The organism is Gammaproteobacteria bacterium, assembly GCA_029880545.1.
Lineage (GTDB): Bacteria > Pseudomonadota > Gammaproteobacteria > Acidiferrobacterales > SZUA-150 > JAOUOD01.
The window spans coordinates 125,782-150,668 of the sequence record JAOUOD010000003.1; the positions used below are offsets into that span (position 1 = coordinate 125,782).

Annotated in this window: 24 protein-coding genes; 11 read left to right on the forward strand and 13 right to left on the reverse strand. The window is 53.8% G+C overall.

The window, feature by feature from the left end:
* Positions 1-132 precede the first annotated feature (132 nt).
* The 5 genes from OEZ10_04590 to OEZ10_04610 all read left to right on the forward strand — a co-directional run bounded on the left by OEZ10_04590 (position 133) and on the right by OEZ10_04610 (position 5,414).
* Positions 133-915 (forward strand): exodeoxyribonuclease III, encoded by a 783-nt coding sequence (locus OEZ10_04590; protein ID MDH5632255.1) that lies wholly within the window; start codon positions 133-135, stop codon positions 913-915.
* Positions 916-2,262, forward strand: a complete 1,347-nt coding sequence (locus tag OEZ10_04595; protein ID MDH5632256.1) for an MFS transporter — start codon at positions 916-918, stop codon at positions 2,260-2,262.
* Positions 2,263-2,457: 195 nt separating this feature from the next.
* Positions 2,458-3,132, forward strand: a complete 675-nt coding sequence (locus tag OEZ10_04600; GenBank protein MDH5632257.1) for a Crp/Fnr family transcriptional regulator — start codon at positions 2,458-2,460, stop codon at positions 3,130-3,132.
* Between the two features lie 303 nt (positions 3,133-3,435).
* Positions 3,436-4,371, forward strand: a complete 936-nt coding sequence (locus OEZ10_04605) for a multicopper oxidase domain-containing protein (GenBank protein ID MDH5632258.1) — start codon at positions 3,436-3,438, stop codon at positions 4,369-4,371.
* A gap of 32 nt (positions 4,372-4,403) precedes the next feature.
* Positions 4,404-5,414, forward strand: a complete 1,011-nt coding sequence (locus OEZ10_04610) for a multicopper oxidase family protein (GenBank protein MDH5632259.1) — start codon at positions 4,404-4,406, stop codon at positions 5,412-5,414.
* 85 nt (positions 5,415-5,499) lie between these two features.
* On the opposite strand, the gene metW is transcribed toward OEZ10_04610, so the two are convergent.
* From metW to proC, 5 genes are all read right to left on the reverse strand, one after another.
* A complete protein-coding gene (gene metW / locus OEZ10_04615) occupies positions 5,500-6,108 on the reverse strand; it encodes a methionine biosynthesis protein MetW (GenBank protein ID MDH5632260.1) in 609 nt (202 codons plus the stop codon).
* Complete coding sequence (locus tag OEZ10_04620) at positions 6,105-7,265, reverse strand: homoserine O-acetyltransferase (protein ID MDH5632261.1); 1,161 nt, start codon at positions 7,263-7,265, stop codon at positions 6,105-6,107. Before OEZ10_04620 ends, metW begins: the two co-directional genes overlap by 4 nt.
* A gap of 127 nt (positions 7,266-7,392) precedes the next feature.
* On the reverse strand, positions 7,393-9,372 hold the full coding sequence (locus OEZ10_04625; protein MDH5632262.1) for a dynamin family protein: 1,980 nt from the start codon (positions 9,370-9,372) through the stop codon (positions 7,393-7,395).
* 541 nt (positions 9,373-9,913) lie between these two features.
* Entirely contained in the window at positions 9,914-10,471 is a 558-nt protein-coding gene (locus OEZ10_04630; protein ID MDH5632263.1) for a YggT family protein, read from the reverse strand.
* Entirely contained in the window at positions 10,468-11,301 is an 834-nt protein-coding gene (gene proC / locus OEZ10_04635) for a pyrroline-5-carboxylate reductase (GenBank protein MDH5632264.1), read from the reverse strand. The genes OEZ10_04630 and proC overlap by 4 nt, the downstream gene beginning before the upstream one ends.
* Before the next feature lie 266 nt (positions 11,302-11,567).
* Between proC and OEZ10_04640 the strand changes: the two genes are divergently transcribed.
* The 3 genes from OEZ10_04640 (at position 11,568) to OEZ10_04650 (ending at position 14,486) form a co-directional block, all read left to right on the forward strand.
* Positions 11,568-12,644 carry a type IV pilus twitching motility protein PilT gene (locus OEZ10_04640; protein MDH5632265.1) on the forward strand — a complete coding sequence of 359 codons (1,077 nt, stop codon included), beginning with the start codon at positions 11,568-11,570 and terminating at the stop codon, positions 12,642-12,644.
* A 30-nt stretch (positions 12,645-12,674) separates the two neighbouring features.
* Positions 12,675-13,790: a PilT/PilU family type 4a pilus ATPase gene (locus tag OEZ10_04645; protein ID MDH5632266.1), complete on the forward strand. Its 1,116-nt coding sequence runs from the start codon at positions 12,675-12,677 to the stop codon at positions 13,788-13,790.
* Between the two features lie 99 nt (positions 13,791-13,889).
* Complete coding sequence (locus tag OEZ10_04650) at positions 13,890-14,486, forward strand: hypothetical protein (protein ID MDH5632267.1); 597 nt, start codon at positions 13,890-13,892, stop codon at positions 14,484-14,486.
* A gap of 22 nt (positions 14,487-14,508) precedes the next feature.
* On the opposite strand, the gene OEZ10_04655 is transcribed toward OEZ10_04650, so the two are convergent.
* Positions 14,509-15,336, reverse strand: a complete 828-nt coding sequence (locus tag OEZ10_04655) for a hypothetical protein (GenBank protein MDH5632268.1) — start codon at positions 15,334-15,336, stop codon at positions 14,509-14,511.
* A gap of 162 nt (positions 15,337-15,498) precedes the next feature.
* Between OEZ10_04655 and OEZ10_04660 the strand changes: the two genes are divergently transcribed.
* Positions 15,499-15,780, forward strand: a complete 282-nt coding sequence (locus tag OEZ10_04660) for a peptidyl-prolyl cis-trans isomerase (GenBank protein ID MDH5632269.1) — start codon at positions 15,499-15,501, stop codon at positions 15,778-15,780.
* A gap of 26 nt (positions 15,781-15,806) precedes the next feature.
* Here the strand turns inward: OEZ10_04660 and OEZ10_04665 are convergent, their stop codons facing one another.
* The 6 genes from OEZ10_04665 to OEZ10_04690 are packed head-to-tail and all read right to left on the reverse strand — an operon-like array spanning position 15,807 to position 20,567.
* Positions 15,807-17,093 (reverse strand): dihydroorotase, encoded by a 1,287-nt coding sequence (locus tag OEZ10_04665; protein MDH5632270.1) that lies wholly within the window; start codon positions 17,091-17,093, stop codon positions 15,807-15,809.
* Complete coding sequence (locus OEZ10_04670) at positions 17,090-18,088, reverse strand: aspartate carbamoyltransferase catalytic subunit (protein ID MDH5632271.1); 999 nt, start codon at positions 18,086-18,088, stop codon at positions 17,090-17,092. Before OEZ10_04670 ends, OEZ10_04665 begins: the two co-directional genes overlap by 4 nt.
* Positions 18,085-18,564 carry a bifunctional pyr operon transcriptional regulator/uracil phosphoribosyltransferase PyrR gene (gene pyrR, locus OEZ10_04675; protein ID MDH5632272.1) on the reverse strand — a complete coding sequence of 160 codons (480 nt, stop codon included), beginning with the start codon at positions 18,562-18,564 and terminating at the stop codon, positions 18,085-18,087. The genes OEZ10_04670 and pyrR overlap by 4 nt, the downstream gene beginning before the upstream one ends.
* Positions 18,565-18,587: 23 nt before the next feature.
* The gene (gene ruvX / locus OEZ10_04680; GenBank protein ID MDH5632273.1) at positions 18,588-19,022 is read right to left on the reverse strand and encodes a Holliday junction resolvase RuvX; all 435 of its coding nucleotides are present in this window, start codon (positions 19,020-19,022) and stop codon (positions 18,588-18,590) included.
* Positions 19,019-19,582 carry a YqgE/AlgH family protein gene (locus OEZ10_04685; GenBank protein MDH5632274.1) on the reverse strand — a complete coding sequence of 188 codons (564 nt, stop codon included), beginning with the start codon at positions 19,580-19,582 and terminating at the stop codon, positions 19,019-19,021. The genes ruvX and OEZ10_04685 overlap by 4 nt, the downstream gene beginning before the upstream one ends.
* Before the next feature lie 52 nt (positions 19,583-19,634).
* Positions 19,635-20,567: a TonB family protein gene (locus OEZ10_04690; protein MDH5632275.1), complete on the reverse strand. Its 933-nt coding sequence runs from the start codon at positions 20,565-20,567 to the stop codon at positions 19,635-19,637.
* 574 nt (positions 20,568-21,141) lie between these two features.
* Here OEZ10_04690 and OEZ10_04695 point away from each other — a divergent pair.
* Both OEZ10_04695 and OEZ10_04700 read left to right on the forward strand, forming a co-directional pair.
* Entirely contained in the window at positions 21,142-22,809 is a 1,668-nt protein-coding gene (locus OEZ10_04695) for a tail fiber domain-containing protein (GenBank protein MDH5632276.1), read from the forward strand.
* Between the two features lie 199 nt (positions 22,810-23,008).
* Complete coding sequence (locus tag OEZ10_04700) at positions 23,009-23,953, forward strand: glycosyltransferase (protein MDH5632277.1); 945 nt, start codon at positions 23,009-23,011, stop codon at positions 23,951-23,953.
* Positions 23,954-24,004: 51 nt separating this feature from the next.
* Here OEZ10_04700 and OEZ10_04705 read toward each other — a convergent pair whose 3' ends face one another.
* Positions 24,005-24,844, reverse strand: a complete 840-nt coding sequence (locus OEZ10_04705; protein MDH5632278.1) for a sulfotransferase domain-containing protein — start codon at positions 24,842-24,844, stop codon at positions 24,005-24,007.
* Positions 24,845-24,887 lie beyond the last annotated feature (43 nt).

Genomic DNA, 24,887 nt, shown 5'->3' on the forward strand with positions numbered 1-24,887 from the left:
TTTTTCCCGCGTGAGAGATCTGTGCAGCAGCAAGGGTCAGGCCGAGCATGGCCACGAAACTGCTCTTCAATGTGGTCTGCTGGTGAGTGCGTAGCGCTATAATTCATGCTTGTTTTCTAGTACCTTCGCCCCATGAGAGTGATATCAGCAAATTTGAACGGCATCCGGGCGGCCCATAAGAAGGGCTTTTTTCAGTGGCTGGCACGGCAGAAGGCCGACGTGGTCTGCATCCAGGAGACCAAGGCCCAGGTGCACCAGTTGACTGCCGAGATGCTGGAGCCGAAGGGGTTTTACGGCTATTTCCACGACGCCGAGAAGAAGGGCTACAGTGGTGTCGCTATTTACAGCAAACTGCAGCCGGATAATGTGCGCATTGGCCTGGAGTTGCCGGAATGGGATGCCGAGGGGCGTTACATCCAGGTGGATTTTGGCGAGCTGAGCATTGCCTCAATCTATGTGCCATCCGGTTCCAGCGGTGATGTGCGGCAGGAAGCCAAGTTTCGTTTTATGGATGAGTTCACCCCGGTCATGCAAGACATGAAGGCCAGCGGTCGTGAATTCATTCTTTGCGGCGACTGGAACATTGTTCATAAAGAGATCGATATCAGGAACTGGAAAAGCAACCAGAAGAACTCGGGTTGCTTGCCGGAAGAACGCGCCTGGCTGACAAAGTTGTTTGATGAGATGGGCTGGGTGGACGTGTTTCGTGTCGTCAACCGGAAACCGGACCAGTATACCTGGTGGTCCAACCGTGGTAATGCCCGGGCCAATAATGTGGGGTGGCGCATTGATTACCATATCGCCACGCCCGGTATTGCCAAAAAGGCAACAAAGGATCGCATCTACAAAGACAACTGGTTCTCCGATCATGCGCCGCTGATTATTGATTACGACTACGACCTGGAAGGAAACTGATTGACGGCGACAGTATCCAGTTGGCGGGAGGCGCTGTCGGTTTATACCCGGCCACGCGTTGTTGGCATGTTCTTTCTTGGTTTTGTGGCCGGGCTGCCGTTTCCCCTTGTATTTACAACGCTGTCTACCTGGCTGCGTGATGTGGGCGTTGAGCGCAGCACGATCGGCTTCTTCGCCTGGATAGGCATCAGCTATTCCATCAAGGTGTTCTGGTCACCGGTAGTGGACCGGGTACCGATCCCGTTTTTCACGCGCGTGATGGGCAAGCGCCGGTCATGGATGTTACTGGCGCAGCTGTTCATTATTCTTGGCTTGACCGGCATGGCATTGACCAACCCGACGCAGCATATCGTAACCATGGCGTTGTTTGCCTTGCTGGTGGCGTTTGCTTCGGCCACCCAGGACGTGGCCATTGATGCTTATCGTATCGAGGCGGTAGAAGCAGAGTACCAGGGCGCCATGGCGGCCATGTACCAGAGTGGCTGGCGCGTGGCCGCCGCGTTGGTTGGTGGCGCAGGCGCCTTGTATATTGCGGAATATGCGTCGTGGCAGAGCAGTTACCTGGTTATGGCTGCCAGCATCATAGTGGGTATTGTTACTGTGTTGGTTATTCGCGAGCCTGAACACAAGGTCGGTTCAAACATGGCCGCCGACGAGCAGCGTGTTATTGATTACCTTGAGCGGGCGGCGCATGTGCCGGGTGTTATTCGCAGGCCGGTTGCCTGGTTCATCGGTGCTGTTGTATGCCCGTTTACCGATTTTTTCAAACGTAACGGGAAATGGGCGCTGACCATTTTGCTGTTTATTGGCATTTATCGCATCAGTGACATTGTGCTGGCCAACATGGCTTACCCGTTTTATATCGACATGGGCTACAGCAAGCCGGAGATTGCCAATATTGCCAAGTTGTTCGGCTTTGCCATGGCGGTGGGCGGCGCCTTTGTCGGTGGTGCGCTGGTAGTGCGTTACGGCATCATGCGCATACTGTTGCTGGGCGCGATACTGGTGGCAATTACCAACCTGTTTTATGCGCAACTGGCAGTCATGGATAAAAGTCTCGCCGGCCTTGCCTTTGTCATCAGTGCCGATAATTTTTCCGGTGGCCTTGCCGGGTCGGCATTCATCGCCTACCTGTCGCGCCTGACCAACTCGGCGTATACAGCAACCCAGTACGCGCTGTTCAGTTCCCTGATGACGCTTGGACCAAAGTTTGTCTCGGGATTCTCCGGGGTGATTGTTGATGGCTTTGGCTATGTCAGCTTCTTTGTCTACGCGGCAGTCATGGGCATCCCGGCGATACTGATGGTGACGGTGCTGGCCAAAAACGAGTCCCCTGACGGTCGCTGAAAAGAAAGTCATCGTATTTTCAAACAAGTACTTGTGGATGAAACTTGAGGTAAATACTGCCCGGCTTGCAGGCGTTTGCTATTGCTCGTATATTGACCCGCATAAATACATTATAAAAACCTGATATGGCAGCGCTACCATAAATAAAGATATCGCTAATGCTGCCTGTTTTTATCGCTAGCGAGGGAGCATGGCGTGACCGAATCTGCAGTAATCAGTTCGGGGTTTCCCGAACAGTATTCCCGTATCAATGATCCTGTCTGGAAGCAAGTCTCTGCTTCGGCGCGACCCTATTTTATTCCGGCCGGAACCGTGATTAATGCCGGCGATGGAAACAGTCCCGGTTTTATGGTGCTGTCTGCCGGAGCGGTCAGGGTAATGGCAACATCGGAAGAGGGGCGTGAAATCCTGTTGTACAGAATCAGGCCGGGTGATGTCTGTGTGCTGGCATTGGCCGAGTTGATTGACCAACGGCCTGGCGGTATCAAGGCGATAATCGAGCAGGATGTATCGGCCATCAGTATGTCCCACGAGCAGTTTCAATACGCGTTTTCAGGATCTAATGATTTCAGAAACATCATGTTGTTGACTATTGCCAGGCGTCTTAACGAGATGACCACCCTGATCAAGGATCTTGCCTTTGAGCGGCTGGATCGACGTATTGCCCGCACATTGCTGGAAAAGGTGGAAGAAACCGGATCAACCGTTCTGCAACTTACACACCAGGACCTGGCCCACCATCTTGGTTCAACGCGCGAAGTCATTAGCCGAATTCTGAAGGAGCACGAGAAAGTCTGCGGCTGCATTCGCATGGGTCGCGGCATTATTGAAATCGTTGATCTCGACGCTATTCGCGCGGTCGCTGAATAACGCCAACAATCTCCCTTTCCTCATAAAACCCTGCTTTTTTAGTGTAACCAAAATCACACAAGCTTAGTGATTATCGTTACAGACAAGAACCTTGGCTGATCGCTAATCTCATTCCCGCATCAACCAGACCTATACGCATATAAGACAATCAGACCGGTTGTGGTTGGCGCCGCCCGTGATCCACGGGTGATAACTATAAAACCAAAGGGATTTGCGGCTGTACGACTTGATCACGTGCAGCCCTTGGGGTCGGGAAAACACGGTTTGTAACCTTCACTAGAGTGTATTGAGGAGATCAATCATATGAAACGGCGCGAATTTCTCCGTAACGGGGCCGCGGGCGCTGCAGCATTCAGCATGTCTGGCATGACCACGCTATTGCCACGCAAGGCGAACGCTGCAGTAACAGTCAATCTCACGGCCGAGGGCGCAACCCGGACACTGGTAGACGGGACATCGGTATTTGTCTGGCGTTTCCGTGACAACAATGGCACGGGACCGGGTGCGTTGACGTCCGGCCTTGTTGTGCAGGAAGGCCAGGCTGTTACGGTCAATGTCAGCAATGCACTGGATCGCAATATCAATTTTGTCATCCCGGGAGTGCTGGAAGGCACCAGTTCAGTATCGCCGGGAAGCTCCCGCAGCTACAGCTTCACGGCGCCGGCGGCGGGAAGTTATTTTTATACCGACAGTCGCAACGGCGAAATCGGTCGTGCCATGGGTCTTGCCGGGCCGATGGTGGTGATGCCGTCCGATGGCAGCCAACGACTGTATCGCGGCGGCCCGTCTTTTGATCGCCAATACACGCTGGTGCTCAACGAGTTGGATGATCGCCTGAATGCCGCAGTTGCGGCCGGTGGCAGCTACAACATGGCCAACTACGAGCCCAATTACTTTTTCGTCAATGGCATGAGTTACCCCGATACATCCGCCGATGCGGATACGGTGGTTTCCATGCGAACCGGTGATGATGTGGCAATTCGTTTCATTAATGTCGGTGCCATTACCAATCCAATGCATTTCCATGGTTACCACGTGAACATCGCTACACGCAACCGTGTGCCCGATACGCTTATGGGCGAGAAGGACACGGTGCTGGTGAACGTGGGCGAGTGCGTTGATGTGATGTTGCCGGTAAAGCAGAACGGCAAGTATCCATTGCACACGCACTATGTCCCCGGGGTGACTGCTGATGGCACGTATGCCAACGGCGCATTGATCATTATGTCGGCTGCCTGAGGCGGTCGAACTGAACGTATTGGAGGTTTGTTATGTTTAGCTATTTAAATTCTGTTCCCATGGGACGTATGGGTGGCGGTGGTGGCGGAGGCGGTGGTGGCGCCGGCTCAACCGGCGGTGGCCGCACGTTTACATTTCTTGGTCCCAATAATGCCACGGTCGGCGTCAATATGAATGGTTCGGCAACCATGGCTGATGGCAGGACAATCAGCACCTGGTATTTTGGCAGTGGTTTTAACGGTGATCGCACCGTGCCAAGCCCGGTCATCGAAGGTGTCCAGGGCCAGACTGTAAACGTCACGCTTAATTCCATGATGGAGCATACCATTCACTTGCATGGTCTCGATGTGAACCAGGCCAATGACGGCGTACCGGCGACCTCTGGATCGGTTGGTATGGGACAGGCGCTGGGTACATCTTATACCTATACATTCACTGCACCCCATGCCGGTACCTATATGTACCACTGTCATGTGGATACGGTGCTGCATTTTGAAATGGGCATGTACGGTACTGTTATCATTCGCCCGAGTGATGGCTCAACCAACAAGGCATGGAATAACGGACCGACGTTTGACAAGGAGTACATCTGGCACCTGCATACCTTCGACAGCACCTGGCACGGTGGTGGCGGTATGGGTGGTGGCGGTATGGGTGGTGGCATGGCTACCGGCGCACCGACTGCGCGTCATCGCCCGGATTACTTCATGATTAACGGACGCGATGGGGGCAATACGCTGAACGATACGACAACAGCCATACGTGCTGCTGCCGGCAAGAAGGTGCTGATTCGTGCAACCGGTGTCGGATACCAGCCGGCCGTGGTTCGCCTCGGCGGCCTGGCATTTGATGTCATCGCCTCTGACGGCCGGCCCTTGCCGAACCCGATACGAACAACGTCACAGTTAATTGCCCCGGGTGAGCGTTATGATCTGCTCCTGACCATGCCCAGTAGCGGCACGCGCACCGCGACCGTGGACTATTACGATATTCGTCGAGGCGGAATCCTCGGTAGCGCATCAACCAGTATTACCGTGGGCTGATCACGGATTGCACGATGTGCGCTTCGAGGGCGTACGGAAAAGGCCGGGGTGACCCGGCCTTATTCTTTGGTAAATGCGGCGACTGTTATTTTTTCCGGAAACGATACAGCGCCACTTCGCCCAGCAGGTTTGGCAATATTTTTAAACCAAAACTGCCGCGGTGACTGTGATCCACGGCCTGGCGTTCCAGTATGCGAAAGCCCAGCCGGTCACAAAGCCGTTCAAAGTCGCTGAGCGTGCACAAGTGGATATTGGGCGTGTTGTACCACTCGTTGGGCAGGGATCGCGTTACCGGCATGTGGCCACCGAATACCAGGTTCAGCCGTGACTTCCAGTGACCGAAGTTGGGAAAGGTGACAATGCCTTCATTGCCAACGCGCATCATTTCCTTGAGCAGCAAGTCAGGCCGATGCATGGCCTGCAGCGTCATGGACAGGATGACATGGTCAAACGAGTCTTCATCGAACTCCGCCAGGCCAAGGTTAAGATCCATCTGGATAATATTGATGCCATGACTGATGCATTGCACCACGTCGCTGTCGGCGATATCGACACCATAACCGTTCACACCCTTGGTTTGCAGCAAGTGGTGCATGAGCGTGCCATCACCACAGCCGAGATCCAGTACCCGGCTTTCCGGCTTGATCCAGTCGGCAATGATCGCCAGGTCAGGTCGTTGGGCAAGCAGGTTCATTGTGCTGCTCCCTTCGCGGATTCCCTGGCGACGCGTTTCATGTAGGCATCAAATACGGCCACGTATTGCGGAATCTTCATCAGGAAAGCGTCATGCCCGTGTATGGCATCCACCTCGGCATAGCTGACATTAAGATCGTTGTCATGAACGGCCTTGACGATCTCTCGGGAACGCGACGGCGCGAAGCGCCAGTCACTGCTGAAGGAAACAACCAGAAAGTCGGCCCTGGCGGTGGACAGGGCGCGAGTGAGATCGCCATCGCATGTCGCCGCCGGGTCAAAGTAATCCAGCACCTTGGTCATCAGCAGGTAAGTATTGGCATCGAAGCGACCAACAAAGCTGTCGGCCTGGTAGCGCAGATAGCTTTCTACCTGGAACTCGACATCGAAGTCGAAGTCGATCTTGCCGTCGCGCAGGTCGCGACCAAACTTCTCGCGCATCATGTCGTCAGAAAGGTAGGTAATATGGCCAAGCATGCGGGCAATGCGCAGGCCGCGTGCGGGTTCGGTACCCTGCTCGCTGTAGCGGCCGTCATGAAAATCGGGATCGGTACGAATCGCCTGGCGCGCGACTTCGTTGAAGGCAATATTCTGTGCGGTCAGTTTTGGTGCTGATGCTACAACCACGGCATGACGCAGGCGATCAGGATAATCAATAGCCCATTGCAGTACCTGCATGCCGCCGAGACTGCCACCGATTACCGCGGCCCATTGTTCGATACCCAGCAGATCGGCAAGCCTTGCCTGGCTTTCGACCCAGTCTTTCACTGTAACAATGGGGAAGTCCGGTCCAAAAGGTTTGCCGGTTTTCGGGTTAATGCTTGATGGCCCGCTGGAGCCTGCACAGCCGCCAAGATTGTTGAGCCCGACGACGAAGAAGTTGTTGGTATCAATGGGTTTGCCCGGGCCAACGAAGTTTTCCCACCAGCCGGGCTTCTTGTCTTCAGTGGAATGATAACCGGCGACGTGGTGATCGCTGCTGAGCGCATGACAAATCAGGACGGCATTGGTTTTGTCGGTGTTGAGTTGGCCATAGGTTTCATAGACCAGGTCATAGCCGTCAAGCACACCGCCACTGACCAGTTGCAATGGTTCGATGAAAGTGGCGGTCTTGGGTGTTACCAATCCGACTGAGTCGGCGGGAATGGTTTCCGGCATCAACGGGCTCGTCCAGTCAGGTGTATTACCGTTTACAATGGCCGGAGTTAACCACGCGGACAGATAGCTGTAAACCGCGAACCCGGGGCTGGCTGGCGCACTCCCGGCTACCAGGTAGCCGGGGCATTCAGCTCAGATGTTCCGGTTTGCTGAGGAAAACGTGCTGGTTGATCTTGTCCCGAATATAGGCGGTAGTTCGTTGCTGGGACTCCAGGTCGACCCGGGTTTCTTCCAGCTCGGCAATGCTTTCATCCAGCGAGCCTTGCTGCACGGAAATCTGGCGCAGGTTCTGGGTGCGCTGGTCGATCATTTCCTTGTGCTCCTGGATCTGGGCAATAACCGGGTCCATGATGGATTTGTACCAGACTTTTACGTCATCGTTACACTGGCTGAACGTGTTGCGCGCGTGACTGACCATGCTGATGAAGAACCGCTTGATCACAAAATGCTGTTCCATCATCACCATAATGGTGCTGTTTCGGAATGCCTCGGCTTCACGGTAAAGCCGGGAAAGCTCATTGAGATATGGCCGAAGCGAGAAGTTTTGTGACTTCAGCTTGGCCAGGCCATGCTCGACCTGGAAGCTGTTGTAAATACCCTCTACTACTTCCTTGATGGCGTGGGCCTGCTTGTTCACTTCCTGCATGGTTTCGACGGCGCCATCAAAAAAGGTTTTCATGCCGATTTTCAGGCCGTGGGTTGTCCAGGATTCGTGCATATCCTTTCGGGTCTGGGATATGAGCCGGTCGAATGCCTTGAGACTGAGCGGTTGCGCCAGTACCCGCATCTGTTCTTTCAGCTTGACCTGGGCCTTGTTGAAGTTCGCGATTTTCTTGTCGTAGGCTCGTTGTTCTTCGCGCGCCTCTTCGATCATCTCCTGGATCGTGTGCTGGTTCTTGCCGCGCAGGCCTTTTAATTCCTGCAGTTGGTCGTTGATGGAAGAGAGTCGGTTGGCAACCATGGACGAAGTGTTTTCCACCATACTGCCGACCTGGTGCACAATCTTGTCGTGTACCAGGGCCTGCTTGTAGGGGATGATTTCCCTGGTGAGCTTGTGCTCCAGTTCACGCAGTCCACTTTGGCCGAGCAGGTTGCTGTCACCCTTGATTTTGCCAATCAGTCCCTTGAGCGCAGATACCGGGAATACCTGGCTCTTGGTAATGCCCAGTGCCTGGGCGGTTTCCTGCATTTGCCTGGAAATGGTTGCCTGGACAACCGCATCACCGCGCAGTTCATCCCAGAGCGTATCGACCTTGTTCAGTACGACGATGCGCCGGGTTTCGTTGCCATCGGTCGCCGGTTTGACATAGCTGTTCCAGATTTCAAGGTCAGACTTGGTTACGCCCTGGTCTGCCGACAGTACAAACAATACCGCGTGCGCATTGGGCAGCATGTTCAGAGTAAGCTCCGGTTCCGAACCCAGCGAGTTCAGGCCCGGCGTATCCAGTACGACCAGCCCTTTTTGCAGTAACGGGTGCGGATAGTTGACGATTGCATGGCGCCAAACAGGGATTTCCACCATGCCGCCCTGGACCGTCTGGGCCATCATGGTGTCTTCCGGGTTGTATAGATCCAGCTTCTGCGCTTCCTGGATTGTGACTTTCTTGTTCCTGATGATTTCCTTGAAGGTTTCCGCCATTTTGGCTGAATCATTAACCGGTAATGGAATTCGCGTCCACTGGGTTGGTGAGCGCTTGTATTCGGCAATGGTATGGTTGCCTTCGCGGGTTTCAATGGGCAGCAGCATGATGCACGGCGGCAACTTGTCTGTATGCAGCAGTTCGGTCGGGCACATGGTGGTGCGACCGGCGTCAGTTGGCAGCAGTCTTTCCTTGTAATCGGCGAAAAAAATGGAATTGATCAACTCGGTTTTGCCGCGGGAAAACTCGCCGACGATGGCGATAGTGAAATTGTCTGATTTAAGTCCCTGGATAATTTCGTAAGTGGGCAAATCGGCGATACCACGGCTTTGGCCGTGGCGCTCAAGAAAATCCTGGTAGTCGGAGAGTGCGGTGAGCAGCCCCTCACGCCAGACATGATAATCATCAAGTTGTGCGCTGAGCGTATCGGCAATCGCGTTGCCGGTGACCTGGACAACATTTTCCATGTGTTTCAGACCTCGATAATTCTCGCACCGAACCGTATGTACTGTGGCATCGCCGGTGTCTCGTTTTCTGTGCGTCTAGTTAATCAGTTGTCAGATTTGGCCGGGCAGTGTGTAGGTGATCCAGCCAATATCGTGTCCCTGAGGTATTTTCCTCATACCTATAATAGTGTAGGGAAAGCGTTTATCGGCGCAAGGCCAGAAATCCTGTATTTATGTCCGTTTGACCGATGAACGGTTAGCCCACATCTCCGAAATCTGTCGCCAACATGCCAATCAATTGTGAATCCGTGGTTGGCCACGGGTTGGGGAACAGGGTTTACTGGCTGCAAGATACTGTTTATAAAAATAAAGCCGAGTTCCAGGCGCGTGCACCCTGTCGCAGGATTGGTGTCCTGGGTTTCAGCAACGGCGCTCATGGCGTCAACGTAGCCGGGGAGCCGGGAAAATTACGTCTGGCGGCTGATACGAATGTTTACACAGTTGCCCGGGGCTCATGGACGCATTCCATATTTCCGGGCCCAGTACGGTAATTGCTGATGCGTTACACGCCAACCACTTTGCTCAGGATTTTCAGAGCCGTGAATAGCAGGAAAATTACCAGTATTGGCGAGAAATCAATTCCACCCATGGGTGGAATCAGGCGCCTCGCCGGGCGCATCAGGGGGTCACTGATGCTGGCGCTTAGTCGGGCGACCGGGTTCTGGTATGCCGCATGAGGATTGATCCAGCTGATGACAATACTGATAAATATGGAGCCGATCAGGATATAGATTGCCAATTGGATCAGCTGCGCCACGGCAATGATCGCCAGAATGGCGATGCCGGCCCGGGTATTGGTAATCAGGAAAAGAATGCCCAACTCGACCGATTTGAGAATCAGCATCAGCGCGACAGAGGCCATATCAATGCCCCATAACCCGGGAATCAGACGCCGCATCGGGTTCAGGACTGGTGCTGTCATTTTGACAATGCCTTGGGAAATGGGATTATAAAAGTCTGCGCGAACAATCTGCAGGATCAATCGCAACATCACAACGAAGATGTAGATACCAAACACTAGCTGAATGAATTCCGCCAGAATTTCTGTGCCCAGGCTCATTTGTCGTTTCCTCCGAACATTTGTGCCAGTTCCCTGGCCCGCCCGATGGCGGCATCGATGGCGCGTTGACAAATATCGCGTAACCCGGCTTCCTCAAACGTGTTGATAGCCTGCTCGGTAGTGCCGCCGGGCGAGGTAACACGTCGTCGCAGTTGGGCCGGGTCTTCGTCGCTTTCCAGGGCCATTTTGGCCGCGCCCAGCGCGGTTTCCACTGCCAGCAAGCGTGCGTCGTTGCTGTCCAGGCCTCGGGCAACCGCAGCGTTTTCCAGGGCCTCTATCATCAGGAAGAAATATGCCGGTCCGCTGCCGGAAAGGGCCGTGATTACGTCCAGTTTCGCCTCGCTGTCGACCCATACGGTCACGCCACAGGCACGCATGAGGGATTCGGCAAAGTTTCGGTCGTCAGCGCTGGTGCCCGGGCTGGCATACAGGCCGGTCGCGCCCGAACCGATCAATGCCGGGGTGTTGGGCATGGTCCGAACCATGTTGAGCCCGCCACCGAGCCAGGACTGAATATCCTCGACCAGGATGCCGGCGACAACAGAAATAACCAGGGGCTTGCGCTGCTGAACCGCGGATGCCAGTGGCTGCAACACGGATTTGAGCAGTTGTGGCTTCACCGCCAGTACCAGTACGTCGCAATGACTGATCAGCTCTGAATTGTCCGCAATACATGTCGTACCCAGTAGTGACGCGGTGGATGTTCGCTGATCATCATTGGGGTCGGACAAAATCAACCGCGCTGTTGGCCAGCCATTGTCAATCAGCCCCTTGGCGAGGCTGCGGGCCATGTTGCCGGCACCGATAAATCCAATCTTTCGCGTATCCATGATTCCCAACCATTGATAGTGTCATTATGCCCGGATTCGGACCCGAGTTGTGACAAGTGTACCGCTATCCCGGGGCATGTACCAAAACGGACAGGCGGCACAGAATCCTGACTATCTAGCTGGATATCCCCGCACGGACCCCTTGTTTGTCCGGGCTTGATAGTTATACTAAAACCAAGAATTCAAACAACCAAACGCACCGGCTGCCGATTTTCCACTTTTGTGGCGACAGGGTGGCCGGCACTGTAACCACATCTGGAGAGAGTATGGATATTGCCGAGTTGCTGGCATTCGCCTTCAAGCAGGGTTCCTCGGATATTCACTTGTCGGCCGGGTTGCCGCCAATGATTCGGGTCGACGGCGAAATCAAGCGAATCAATGTTGATCCGCTGGATGATCGCACCGTTCATAACATGGTTTACGATATTATGAACGACAAGCAGCAGAAGGATTTTGAGGAATTCCTGGAGTGTGACTTCTCCTTCGAGATTCCCAATATTTCACGGTTTCGCGTCAATGCCTTCAACCAGAATCGTGGTCCCGGCGCCGTATTTCGTGTGATTCCGTCCAAGATCCTGTCACTGGAGCAGCTTAATGCTCCGCAGATCTTCAAGAAGATTTCCGAGCAGCCGCGCGGCATTGTCCTGGTGACCGGGCCAACCGGCTCCGGCAAGTCAACGACGCTGGCGGCAATGGTCAATCATATCAACGAGACCAAGCACGAGCATATCCTGACCATCGAGGACCCCATTGAGTTTGTACACCAGAGCAAGAACTGCCTGGTCAACCAGCGTGAAGTCCATCGTGATACCCTGGGGTTCGACAACGCCCTGCGTTCGGCGTTGCGACAGGACCCTGACATTATCCTGGTCGGTGAAATGCGTGACCTGGAAACCATTTCGCTGGCGCTGTCCGCAGCGGAAACTGGCCACCTGGTATTTGGTACACTGCACACCAGTTCTGCCGCTAAAACCGTTGACCGTATCATCGACGTATTCCCGGCAGCGGAAAAAGACATGGTCCGGGCAATGTTGTCGGAATCACTGCGCGCAGTTATTTCACAAACGCTGCTGAAAAAGATCGGTGGCGGCCGTGTCGCCGCGCACGAGATCATGATTGGTACGCCTGCGATTCGAAACCTGATTCGCGAAGGCAAGGTGGCACAGATGTATTCGTCCATCCAGACCGGTCAGAAGGAAGGCATGCAAACGCTTGACCAGAACCTGCAAGGCCTGGTTCAGGCGCGCCAGGTGGATGTTAACGAAGCCAGGCTGAAGGCTGCCAACAAGGACAACTTCATGGGTGGTGGCGGTGGTCCGGCCAAGTTTGGTTCCGGCGGCTAGGAATTGGATACGGAATAACCAGGGGCAGGCATGGTATTTACTGATTTACTCAAACTGATGAAACACAAAAAGGCTTCGGACCTTTTTGTAACGGCAGGCGTTCCGCCTTCAATCAAGGTGGATGGCAAGATTATGCCGGTTACCAAGCAGGCGCTGACGCCGGAGCAGTCCCGTGCCATGGCCTACGGCATCATGAATGAAGAGCAGCGTCGCCAGTTCGAGGCCGATAGCGAATGTAATTTTGCCATTTCGCCCAAGGAGATAGGCCGTTTTCGTGTCAACGTATTCATGCAACAGCGCCAGGTAGGCATGGTGTTGCGTACCATTGAAACCGACATCCCGAGGTTTGATGACCTGAACCTGCCCAAGGTGCTGGCGGATATCTCGCTGACCAAGCGCGGGCTGGTTATTTTTGTCGGTGGCACCGGTTCCGGTAAATCCACGTCACTGGCGGCGATGATCGGCTACCGAAACGAATACAGCTACGGCCATATCATCACCATCGAAGATCCTATTGAGTACGTTCACGAACACAAGAACTGCATTGTTACCCAGCGTGAAGTGGGTGTGGATACCGAATCATTTGGTGCCGCACTGAAAAACACCCTGCGCCAGGCACCGGACGTAATCCTGATCGGTGAAATTCGTGCCCGTGAAACCATGGAATACGCGGTGCAGTTTGCCGAAACCGGTCACTTGTGCCTGGCAACCCTGCATGCCAACTCTGCCAACCAGGCGCTTGATCGCATTATCAACTTCTTCCCGGAAGAGCGGCGCCAGCAATTGTTGATGGACCTGTCGCTGAACCTGAAGGCGGTTATCTCGCAGCGCCTGATCCCGCTGAAGCAGGGCAAGGGTCGGGTACCGGCGGTTGAGGTCATGATTAATACGCCGCTGATTGCCGACCTGATTATGGACGGCAGCATTCATGAGCTGAAAGAGCTTATGTCGAAATCCGGCGAGGCCGGTATGCAGACATTTGACCAGTCGCTGTTCAACCTGTTTGAGGCTGATCTTATTTCCTATGACGAAGCCCTGCGCAATGCCGATTCAGTCAACGATATCCGGTTGCGTATCAAGCTTGAAGGCAAGGATGCGAAAACCAGGGAGCTTGGGGAGTCAATGGAGAATCTTTCCATTAGCTAGTATTTTGCACCGTGATTTCAGGCCGCAGTATAGACGATACCTGCTGCAGGTGAGCGGACTGAATTTTCGACAGAACTGAAGAAACCACGAAAGAAACGCATGCGCTGTATACCTATCAATGAATTAAGGAACAATGGATTGCCGGAACGCTTGCCGGCACAAACCCGTATGGGCGTCTGGAAGCGCAGCACCGGGTTCGAGGTGATCCTGCCTTATAGTCTTGGCTTTGTGTCCTGGTTGATCATGTACCTGGGCCTGGTGGCGCTGGTTGCCGGAGCAGTAGCTATTGCCTATTATTTTCCGGGCACTGGTGTCGGGCAGCGACTCGTATTGTACTGTGTACTGGCACTGATGATCCTGATCTACATTTTCTTTATGGCGCACCGCCGGAAGATGGTCAATCACACCAAGATACGTATCGATATGACACCGCTGCGATTGACGGTAACGCGCGTCAGTCCTGCAGGTGTGAGCAAGCGATTGAACGAGTTGCCGGTGCGCGAAATTGAGGAAATCTGTATTGATGTTGCCAAGGGTATCAAGATCAATGGCCAGATCGAGGATTTGAGTTACGGTTTCTGGGTGGGTGCCGGGTTGTCGGCGGAAGACCTGCATTATCTGGCCTGTGTTATCGGCCAGGTGACCAAGCTGACCATGCAGGATGCCAACCCACTGGAAACATTCGAACTGCGGTGAGCCCCGTTGTCGGCGTGACGAATCAGGGCTGTTGAACTACCCACATTTCAACTTCCAGCTCTTCGACATCATCTCGCTTGATTTCGTAGGAAAACAGGCCGCCTGGCGAGTTCTTCCCGACTACCAGCTTGTCTCCAGCCATGGCCAGTAGTGTGCCCTCGCGGGGCTGACCGGTTTTCAGGGTAATCCGTACCTTGGCATCAACATGGTTCCCGGCCTCGCGCAGCGGCGTTTTTACCCAGGCCAGTTCCTTGACCACGCGCGTGCTCCTGCGACGTTCTTCCCATTGCTTGTTCCATCGTTCGCGAGCTCGCTGGTGAGATTCGCGCGAAGCTTTTTCGGCTTCCTCCTGGGATTGCCGCGTGACCGCCTGCTGCTCCTTTTCGAGTCGTCGGGCATGTTCCTGTTCAGCTGCCGTGTCCCTGGGCTGGTAGGGCCTTCCGTCTAGCATCGCTTTTGTCATTCGGGTCAGCTCGGCTACATACTGCTCCCTGGTTTCCAGCGCTTCAAGATTACTGGTCAGGGTGGCGAGCGGCTGCTGGCCCGGCAACAGTGACAGGGCACTGGTAATCACAATGCTGCCTGCAATGATATTCAGCGCCAGCGCCAGCCAGGCCTGTCTGAAATTCATAATGGCAAAAACGACAGGAACCAGCACGATTAGCACCGAAGTGGGCGCACGCCATGGATTGTCCAAGAATGTATAAATATAGATTACCGTGCCAAGCAATGGGGCCAGCAGGCAGCCAACGCCCCACCAGGCATGCTTTCTGAACGCCATTATCAGCAACCAGGCGCCACTCATTGCGCCGAGCAGCAGACCGAGTATGAGCCCGATGCTTGTATCCAATCGAATTGTCTCCAGGTTGGTCTGGTTATGCCTTTGATTATAGGCATATTAGTTCGTAGAATTTAAGTTTCGATTGTACCCGTGTTTCGGATTTTACAACGCGCCAGGCGGGAATCTCTGCTAACATCGGGCCTGGTCTGCAATTCAATTCGGAGATTAATCATGGCAAAAGCCCGCGCCAGGCACATCCTGGTAGACAATGAAGCCAAATGTAATGAACTCAAGGCCGAAATTGAGGCCGGCGCCGATTTTGGTGATGTAGCGAAGGCCTATTCGAGCTGTCCTTCGGGTCGCCAGGGCGGTGACCTGGGCGAATTTTCGCCGGGTCAAATGGTGAAAGAATTCAATGATGTCGTATTTTCTGCTGAAGTGGGCAAAGTGCACGGCCCGGTGCAGACACAGTTCGGCTATCACCTGATCGAGATTACCAGTCGTACCGATTAGTCCTCCCGGCATATTCTGCTGACGGGTCAGTCGTCGTTGTATTCGTAAACGACTTGTCCGCCCACCAGGGTGCGGACGACTCGACCCGTAAAGTTCCAGCCAATAAACGGACTGTTCTGGCCGCGACTGACAAAATCTTCGTGGCCCAGGGTCCAGTTTGTGTCGGGATTGATAATGCATATATCCGCAGTGGAGCCTGGCCCGAGGTGGCCGCTGTCGATCCCGATGATTGAAGCGGGATGATGGGTCAGGCGGGCGATAGCCTCTGGCAGGGTCAAAATGCCGTCATCGACCAGTCTCAGGGTGAGGGGCAGCAGCGTTTCCAGTCCTGATATGCCTGGCTCCGAATCACTGAACGGCGCCAGCTTGGCATCGGCTTCGTGAGGCTGGTGGTCGGAACAAACCGCCGATATCACGTTATCTTTCAGGGCTGCGCATAATGCTTCCCGGTCACGTTGTGAGCGTAACGGCGGCCACACGTGGCACTGGGTGTTGAAGAAGCCGATATCATGCTCAGTCAGGTGCAGGTGGTGGGCGCTGACGTCGGCGGTGACGCGCAAGCCACGGGCCTGTGCTTCAGCGATCATGTCTACTGCCCGGGCGCTGGAGATCTGGCTGAAGTGGGCGCGTACCCCGGTTTGCTCGATCAGCGCCAGGTCGCGTCCGACGGCTGCTGTTTCGGCGGCCTCGGGAATTCCTGGCAAACCCAGGCGCGTGGCCACTTCACCTTCGTGGGCGCAGCCATCCTTGCTTAGCCAGGGATCAAAAGAATTAAAAAATACGGTCAGGTCGAAACTGGTGGCATATTCCAGGGCCCGGCGAAGCACCAGCGTGTTGGTGACAGGATTGAGGCAATTACTCAGTGCCACGCAGCCAGCTTCATCAAGAGCCTCCATGTCGGAGAGCATCTCGCCATCCAGGTTGCGCGTCAGCGCGCCAATGGGGTGAATGAATGCCATGCCATAGCGCCAGGCGCGTTGCTGGATCATTTGCGCCATCGCAGGCGTATCAATAACCGGCACGGTGTCAGGCGGACAACAGAAAGTGGTTACGCCACCCGCCACGGCGGCACGGGTTTCCGATTCGATCGTGGCCTTGTACTCAAGACCCGGTTCGCGTGGCCGTGCTTTCAGGTCAATCAGGCCGGGGCAAACAACCTTGCCGCTGGCATCGATAACCTGTTGTTCGTGAAAATCTTCCGGTTTGTCGCCGACGGCAGCGACAAAGCCTTCGTCATCAATATAAATGTCGGTGATCGCATCAAGGTCATGCGCCGGATCAATGACACGACCACCCCGGATAACAAGGCTCATGACTCACCCCCGGTGCTGCGAACATTGGGGCGGTTGCCCTGACCTTGGCCACCCATAATCAGCGCCATGACCGCCATGCGCACGGCAATACCGTTGGTGACTTGCGGCAGGATGACTGAACGGTCGCTGTCAGCGACCTTGGAATCGATTTCCAGCCCACGGTTCATCGGACCCGGGTGCATGACTATGGCATCGCTCTTGGCCATGGCCAGCTTTTCTTCGGTCAGGCCGTAGAGATTGAAATATTCCTGTTCGCTGGGGATGAGTGCGCCCTGCATGCGTTCCCGCTGCAGTCGCAGCATGACCACGACGTCAACATCATCCAGTCCGGCATACATATCGTAATGCTTGCTGACGCCGAGTCGTTCCACGTCAACAGGCAGCAGGGTCTTGGGGCCGATGACCCGTATATCCGGTACACCGAGAATATTCAGCGCATGAATCAGCGAACGGGCAACGCGCGAATGCAGGATGTCGCCGACTATGGCAACCTTCAAATCGGTAAAATCGTGTTTGTACTGCCTAATAGTGAAACTGTCGAGCAGCGCCTGGGTTGGATGGGCGTGGCGCCCGTCACCGGCGTTGACCAGCCTGACGTGATCAGGCAGGTGCTTGGCAATCATGTAGGCAGTACCGCTGTTGGCGTGACGGACAACGAACAGGTCCGTATGCATGGCCTCCAGGTTACCGATGGTGTCGAGCAGGGTTTCGCCCTTCTTGGTGGACGAAACGCTGGGATTCAGGTTGATGACATCAGCTGACAGGCGCTTGGCCGCAATCTCAAAAGTAGTGCGCGTGCGGGTACTGGCTTCGAAGAACAGGTTGACGACAGTTTTGCCGCGCAGCAGCGGAACTTTTTTGATTTCACGTTCGCCGACGGCGATAAAGGATTGAGCGGTATCGAGAATATCGAGAATGGTTTGACGTTTCAGGCCTTCAATAGTGAGCAGGTGCCGGAGTCGGCCGTGCTCATCGTAAAGAAGGTCGTCAGTCATTCATTTGCCTCTTGCAACGTCAGGGCGAGTGTACCGTCTTTCTCGTTCCTGACAAGTTTTATGTGCTGGTTGGGCCTGAGTGTCAGCGACTGGCCGGCGACATCGGCTCGAATCGGCAGTTCGTGGCCATTGCGTTCGATCAGGCAGGCAAGAATTATGGCGTCCGGCCTGCCGTAGTCGAAGATTTCGTTCATGGCGGCACGAATCGTGCGGCCAGTGTGTAACACGTCATCCACGAGGATAATGTGGCGGCCTTCAACACTGGTACTCAGGTCAGAAGTCCTGACCTGCGGGTTCATGCCGATACGGCTGAAGTCATCACGGTAGAACGAGATGTCCAGCGTGCCCAGCGGCTCGGTCAGGCCCAGGCGCCGGTGCAGTTGTTCGGCCACCCATACGCCACCGGTGTGAATGCCGATCATGAGCGGGTTATGGTCAAGCCGGGGACGCAAGGCTCCGGCCATGGTGTCCAGCATGCTGTCAATGTCGAACGTCGTGTTCAAGTGGTCTGTCCCGGATTATCGTTCAGGTAACTCTGCAATATGGTTTGTGCCGCCAGTTTATCCAGTTTTGGCTTGTCACCGCGGCGCGTTTTTTTCCCGCTCGTTTCAAGCGTATGCCGTGCCGCACGGGTACTCAGGCGTTCATCCACCATGTAGATGGGCAGATTGTAGCGGTCCTGCAGCGCTTCACCAAATTGCCTGGCCGCCGGTGTGGTGCCGGTATCGGTTCCATCCATGTTCAAGGGCAGGCCGACAACCAGGGCATCGGGCCGCCATTCATTCATGTAGCGGTCAATTTGCTGCCAGTCTGGTCCAGAAGGGTGCATCGGCACCGTGCCCAATCCTTCGGCGAGGCCGCTGAAGCGGCTGCCCACCGCGATACCGATAAACTGACTGCCGTAATCAAACCCGATAAAGCTGTTCTCGCTCAAGCGTGTCCCGCCTGGTCCGACAGCATCTCAATTTCCACGCCCAGCAGTTTCGCCGCAGCATGCCAGCGCTCGGATACCGGTAGCTCGAAAATGATCTGGTTGTCAGCGGGACCGGATAGCCAGGCATTGGCTGCCATTTCCTGCTCCAGTTGTCCCGGACCCCAGCCGGCGTAGCCCAGTGCCAGCATGTTTCGCCGCGGACCACGATTGTGGGCCATAGCTTCCATGATGTCCTTTGACGTGGAAATGGCCAGCGAATCGGTGATACGCATGCTCGAATCCCAGTCGCCGGGCGGTTCATGCAGAACGAAACCACGATTATGTTGCACCGGGCCGCCCTGGAATACCGGTGACCGCGTATCAATATCGGTGTCGGGCCGGATTTCCAGTTCCTCAAAAATTTCGGCCATGGAAAGGTCCAGTGGCCGGTTAATGATCAGGCCCATGGCGCCTTCCGGCGTGTGTTCGCAGATATAGGTAACCGTGCGCGAAAAGTTTGGATCGGCCAGCCCGGGCATGGCGATCAGGAAATGGTTGGCGAGTGATTCAAATTCCGGCATGACACCAGTATGTTGCAGCGTCCGGGAGGACGCAAGCCGCGTGCTGGCGAATCTAGTCTTGCAGCCAGCCGCCCTGGTTAAATTTCCAGGTGCGGGTGATGTGCAGGATATCGGTTTCATCCTTGATGGATTTGGGAAACGGTGCGAACGGTGCGGCAAGCGTGACAATGCGTATAGCTGCATCGTCCAGCAGCTTGTGCCCGGAGGAGCGGCGCACATCCAGGGCATGCAGGCTGCCATCGGGTTTCAGTGCGACATCAAGAACCAGGTCGCCGGCGAGATCTCGCTGTCTTGCAGCCTCGGGGTAATTCAGGTTGCCCACGCGTTCGACCTTGGCGCGCCAGGCATCCATGTAGGCGGCGTATTTATATTCCCGTGTCCGGGCATTGATGAATTTCTTCCTCGGCAGTTGCTGGTATTCCTGCCAGAAGCGACTGATCTCGGCGTTGAGTCGCGCGCGCTCATCGGCCGGTTGCGTCTCGTCAATCATGCCGGGATTGGAATCGGCCGGGGGTCTGCGCTCGGTTCTTTGTTCCGAGTCCTTTTTCCGGGCCTTGTCCGCAGACTTGTCTGCTGTCATCAGTTCGGCAACATCCTGTTTGCGTGATTTCTGCGGCTCAAACATCGGCTGGTGGCTGGGAAGAATGTTGGTGGACTCGCCAATTTCCTGGATGGGCAGCGGATTTCGGGCAATGCCTTTTTCCGGGTGGTTACCGCCTCCGTCCTGGTTGGCCTGGGCTAGGTAATCCGCCTGGTCCGGTGCTTGCTCGGACCGAGTCTGTACCAGTGTTATCTCCAGTGTCGGCAGCCCATCCAGTTCGCGCAACTTGGGTAAGCCAAAGGTGATACCCAGAACGATGATCATGTGTAACAGGAATGAACCGAAGAAGGTGACCCCCATGCGGTCGTTCTCGGTGAACTCCGGCAGGGATTGAGAGGCATTCAGCGTGTAGCTACCTGTGTTGACTGCCAGCTGGTCTTGCATCAAATGTTTCATAATGCCTTGGTAATGATTTGACCCGAGTATAAGTGTTGATCACATTTATTGGTAGATGGTCGTCGCTCGTTGGGCGCACAAGCAAAAATAGGTTTCATTAGCAATGTCTAAAATAGTTTTAAATAGCGTGATTGGGATGCCCGGAATCGTGATGGAGTTCAAAGACTTGAAATCATATTTGTGTAACTCTTGAATCGCATCCAGACATTGTGTACAGATAGCCAAAACTTTTCTAAACTGTCTGGATAAGTGATTGATAAAAATAGTTTAATTCAGATGGTGACAGGTCAAGAATGTTCTTTTTATTCGGAATACTGTGCAAGACTAGGCGGTAAACATTAGCAGTTCGCAAGTGTTTAGCTGGCACAGCAATAATCGAAGGATATTGTTTCAATTGTTTGAATGACTGACCAATAAAGCCTATAATTTTCTGAGTAATCCGGTATAGCAGAAAAAGAATATAATTACGCCGGATACGACGCGACAAAAATGGAAAATAAAAGAAGTTCCTTTGGTTAACCAAATCTTACTTTAGCGATCGTAATATAGGGAGAGTATCCAAATGAAAACCAAGAAGTTGAAAAGTTTGGGCGTAGGCTTGGCCGGCCTCGCGCTCGTGGCGGGCGCCAATGTGGCAGCTGCTGATGGCGCTAACGTTTCTGTTGGCGGTATCGGTATTTCTGCCGGGGCAGCCATAGCCGGAACCGGTTCGATGTCCATACGTGTAGGTGGTCCCGGCGGATTCAGCGATCAGGTGTCTTTTAGCGGAACTTCCGCATCCTGGAGTTTGCCAGGCGGTGCGGCAGATGGCGTCTATAAGTATGATGTCTACACCGTGATCCGTTCTTTAGGGGAAGGTAAAGGCGGACAGGTATTCCGTGAATCCGGAAGTTTCACAGTTCGTGGCGGTATCATTCAAGTTGAAGGTTCTGCCGATGGCAAGATCTCTCAAGCGCCTTCTGTTTCGGGAGTCGTTGAGCGTGTCGCCGAAGCGGTGGTGGACTTCCTGTTCCCGGCAGCGCACGCGGCTGATCTGACCGCATCAAGTGCAACACCAAAAATCTTCATGGATGACACCGACACCGTGGGAGGTGACTGGGAATTCTTTATCAACGGTAATAACACGACTTACGGCAACTTGTTGCGTTTGTTTGATCGTCAGGCCCAGGTCGAAGTATTGCATTTCGCCGGCGGCAGCACGCTTTTGCAGAATAGCCTGGCAGTAGACGATATTGGTGATGTTGGTTTGGCTGGCGGAGCCGTATCCATCGATCGTTCGCTCGGCAGGGTAGGTGTTGGTACCAGCACTCCCGCCAATTCGATTCATATTACAGGCGGTAACCCCGGAATTCGATACGACAATATCGGTGAATACTATGACGTAGTGGCCGGTGACGATTACACGCTGTATCACAATGATGGCACTACTACAGTTCCAGTCTTCAATGTAGAAAATCTTCCTGCCAACCGCGGTTGGGTAACATTCGGTGGTAACCCAGGCTTCTTCCCGGGTGCCCCGCTGGAGGTATTGCGGTCTGACGGTACATCGAAAATTCTGGTCAAAGAAACCAACGGTACGACTGCAGCGCGTAACATGTTTGAGCTCGTCAACAATGGTCCAGTTGGCTTCAATATGACCGATACGACTGCAGGTACATGGCGTTTTGCGGCACAGCCTACCGGCTTCCGTATTTCGCTTGACGGCACCGGTGGTCCGGAACTGGAAGTGGGTAATGGTGGTACGCTGGCTGTTGGCCCGGGTTCAGCTACCCGCTTCTTCGTCGATGCTCTGGGTAACGTGACCATTAACGGTACACTGACTCAAGGTTCTGATATCAACAGCAAGACCAATATCAAGAACATTGATCGTGATACCATCCTGGCCAAGCTGGCTCAACTGCCGGTCAGCCAGTGGTCTTACAAGAGTGATACCGACTCTGTTCACATGGGCCCGATGGCGCAGGACTTCCACAAGGCCTTTGGCTTTGGCCCTGACAACAAGCACATTGCCCCGGGAGACCTGGCAAGTGTTGCATTGGTTGGTGTGCAGGAGCTGCAGAAGCAACTGGCAGCGCGTGACGCCGAAATTGCCGAGCTGAAAGCCCAGCTGGCACAGCGTGATGCCCTGACTTCAGAAGTGCATGCTCGCCTGACCACGCTGGAAGGTATGGTACAGCGCATCGCCAAGTTTGGTGTTGACGACCAGGTAGCCATGAACACCAAGAAGTAAATCAGATTGTAAATGAGTCTGATGAAGGCCCCCGGTTCGCCGGGGGCTTTTTTGTGCCTGTTAACCGGTAATGCATCAACAGCCGGGTCAGGCCGATATAGCCTTGTTGTGCATACCGGTATCCGGAAGCGTTTTGTCGTACAATGGATGAGCTATTGACGTCAGGATCCGGGATCAACGAGAAGCGCCAGTCGACGAGATGACAAAAACTGTTCAGTTCTATCGGGATTACCAGGGTTTCACCGGCGGGCACCTGAAAGTGTTTGATTACTTCAATCATGTCAATTCGACCGAAGGTTACCGGGCCCAGATATATTTTTCCGAGCGTTCCGTTTGGGATGAAAGAAACCCCTGGCAGGCCTGTCGGGACGGCATTCAACATACATGGGAGCCGGGTAGCGCTGATATCCTGTTCCTGGCTGGCACCGACTGGCAAGCTTTGCCTGATGGCTGGCTGGAGACCAACCCCGATGTGCCCATTATCAATTTCATCCAAGGTATGCGACATGCGGAGCCTGAAGATCCCAGATACAGATTTCTCAGCAACCGCGCTGTGCGTATTTGTGTTTCCGATCAGGTGCGGCAGGCGATTGAGAACACCGGAAGGGCAAATGGCGCTGTGTTCACAATACGCAATGGACTCCATCTCGAAGAGATGCCGCGGCTTGCTGAAGAGGAAATGGATCAAGATAGCGTGCTTTTGTACGGCGTCAAGCAACCAGCAACTGCACGCAGTATTTCGAAAGAGTTAGCGAGCAGGGGCATTAAAGTTCGTTTGCTTCTGGAGCCAGTACCGCGATGGGACTTCCTGTCGCTGGTCAGGAGAAGTCGAATATCTGTCCTGTTGCCGTTGGCCACCGAAGGGTTTTTTTTGCCAGCCCTGGAGTCCATGTTTTTGGGTAGTCTGGTTGTTTGTCCCGATTGTATTGGCAACAGGGACTTTTGTATTGACGGTGTGAACTGTCTTATGCCCGGGACCAATGAAGATCAAATTATTGAGATGGTGTTGTCCGCATTAAACCTGGAAGAAGAAGCAAGACAGGCAATGTTACAAAAGGCAAGGCAGACCGCCGAAGGTTATGATATTTCTTCTGAAAGAAAGACATTTTTAGGTATTTTGGAGAATGTTGACGATATCTGGTGAGAAGCCATTATGCGAAACCAGCAGCAGTAGAGGTGCATTATGTTTCTGCACTTAAAATTGATCCATTACGCCCTGAATATCGTTTTCATTGTAGAATTCAAGAAAGGCGCCGCCAGTGGAAAGCAAACGGCTGGCCAGCTCTTCCATCAGTGATTTATTGTACAGATTATTCGTATTCCTGCTGTTTAGCGTTGGACTGTCATCTGAATGAAGTCGCGTTATCCTGTTCAGAATGTCACCATTGGTTGAAATAACATCTTCGTATTTTATTATTCTGTCTGGTTCGAGATGGCTTTTGTATTTTTCAAAATACCAGTTTAGAAGCGATACCTGTCTGTCGTGCCTGTCGCACAGGCTGGACAGTCGGATCTTCAGCATTGGGTCAACCTTTTCTGCTGCCGGGGCGTGCCCATCGTTAAGTGGCAAGTCCAGAGTATTCCATGAAGCAAGCACAGACAGCGGATTACGAATACAGGCAAAATAGTCGAACTGTCTGGCAAGGGTTCCAATGATCGCAGTAAACAGATTGGGGTGTTTCACGACAATGTCAAAATCCTCGGGGTTCTCAACAGCGACTTGAATTATCCCTTGCTGAATGACACTTTTTCGAAGACCATTGGAACCTGTGCTTGCAGAAAAAGTATTGGACGGCGTGTCATTTTCAGCTAACTTGGTGGAAATCAGCCCATTTTCGCGTATGGATGTGCGCGTATCATTGAAAAAATTTCGAATCAATTTCGTATATTCTGTTTCCGTGGACGTAGAAAAAAAAGGGCTTATATCCATTGGCTCAACCAATGCAACGCATCGCCTTGATCGATTCAGGATACTGCATACCAGCGAGGTTCCTGATCGTGGAATTCCGGCAAGTATTATATCTTTTGATGCCACGGTTGTATTCCGTATACCCAAATGTTTTGGCATTATAACACCC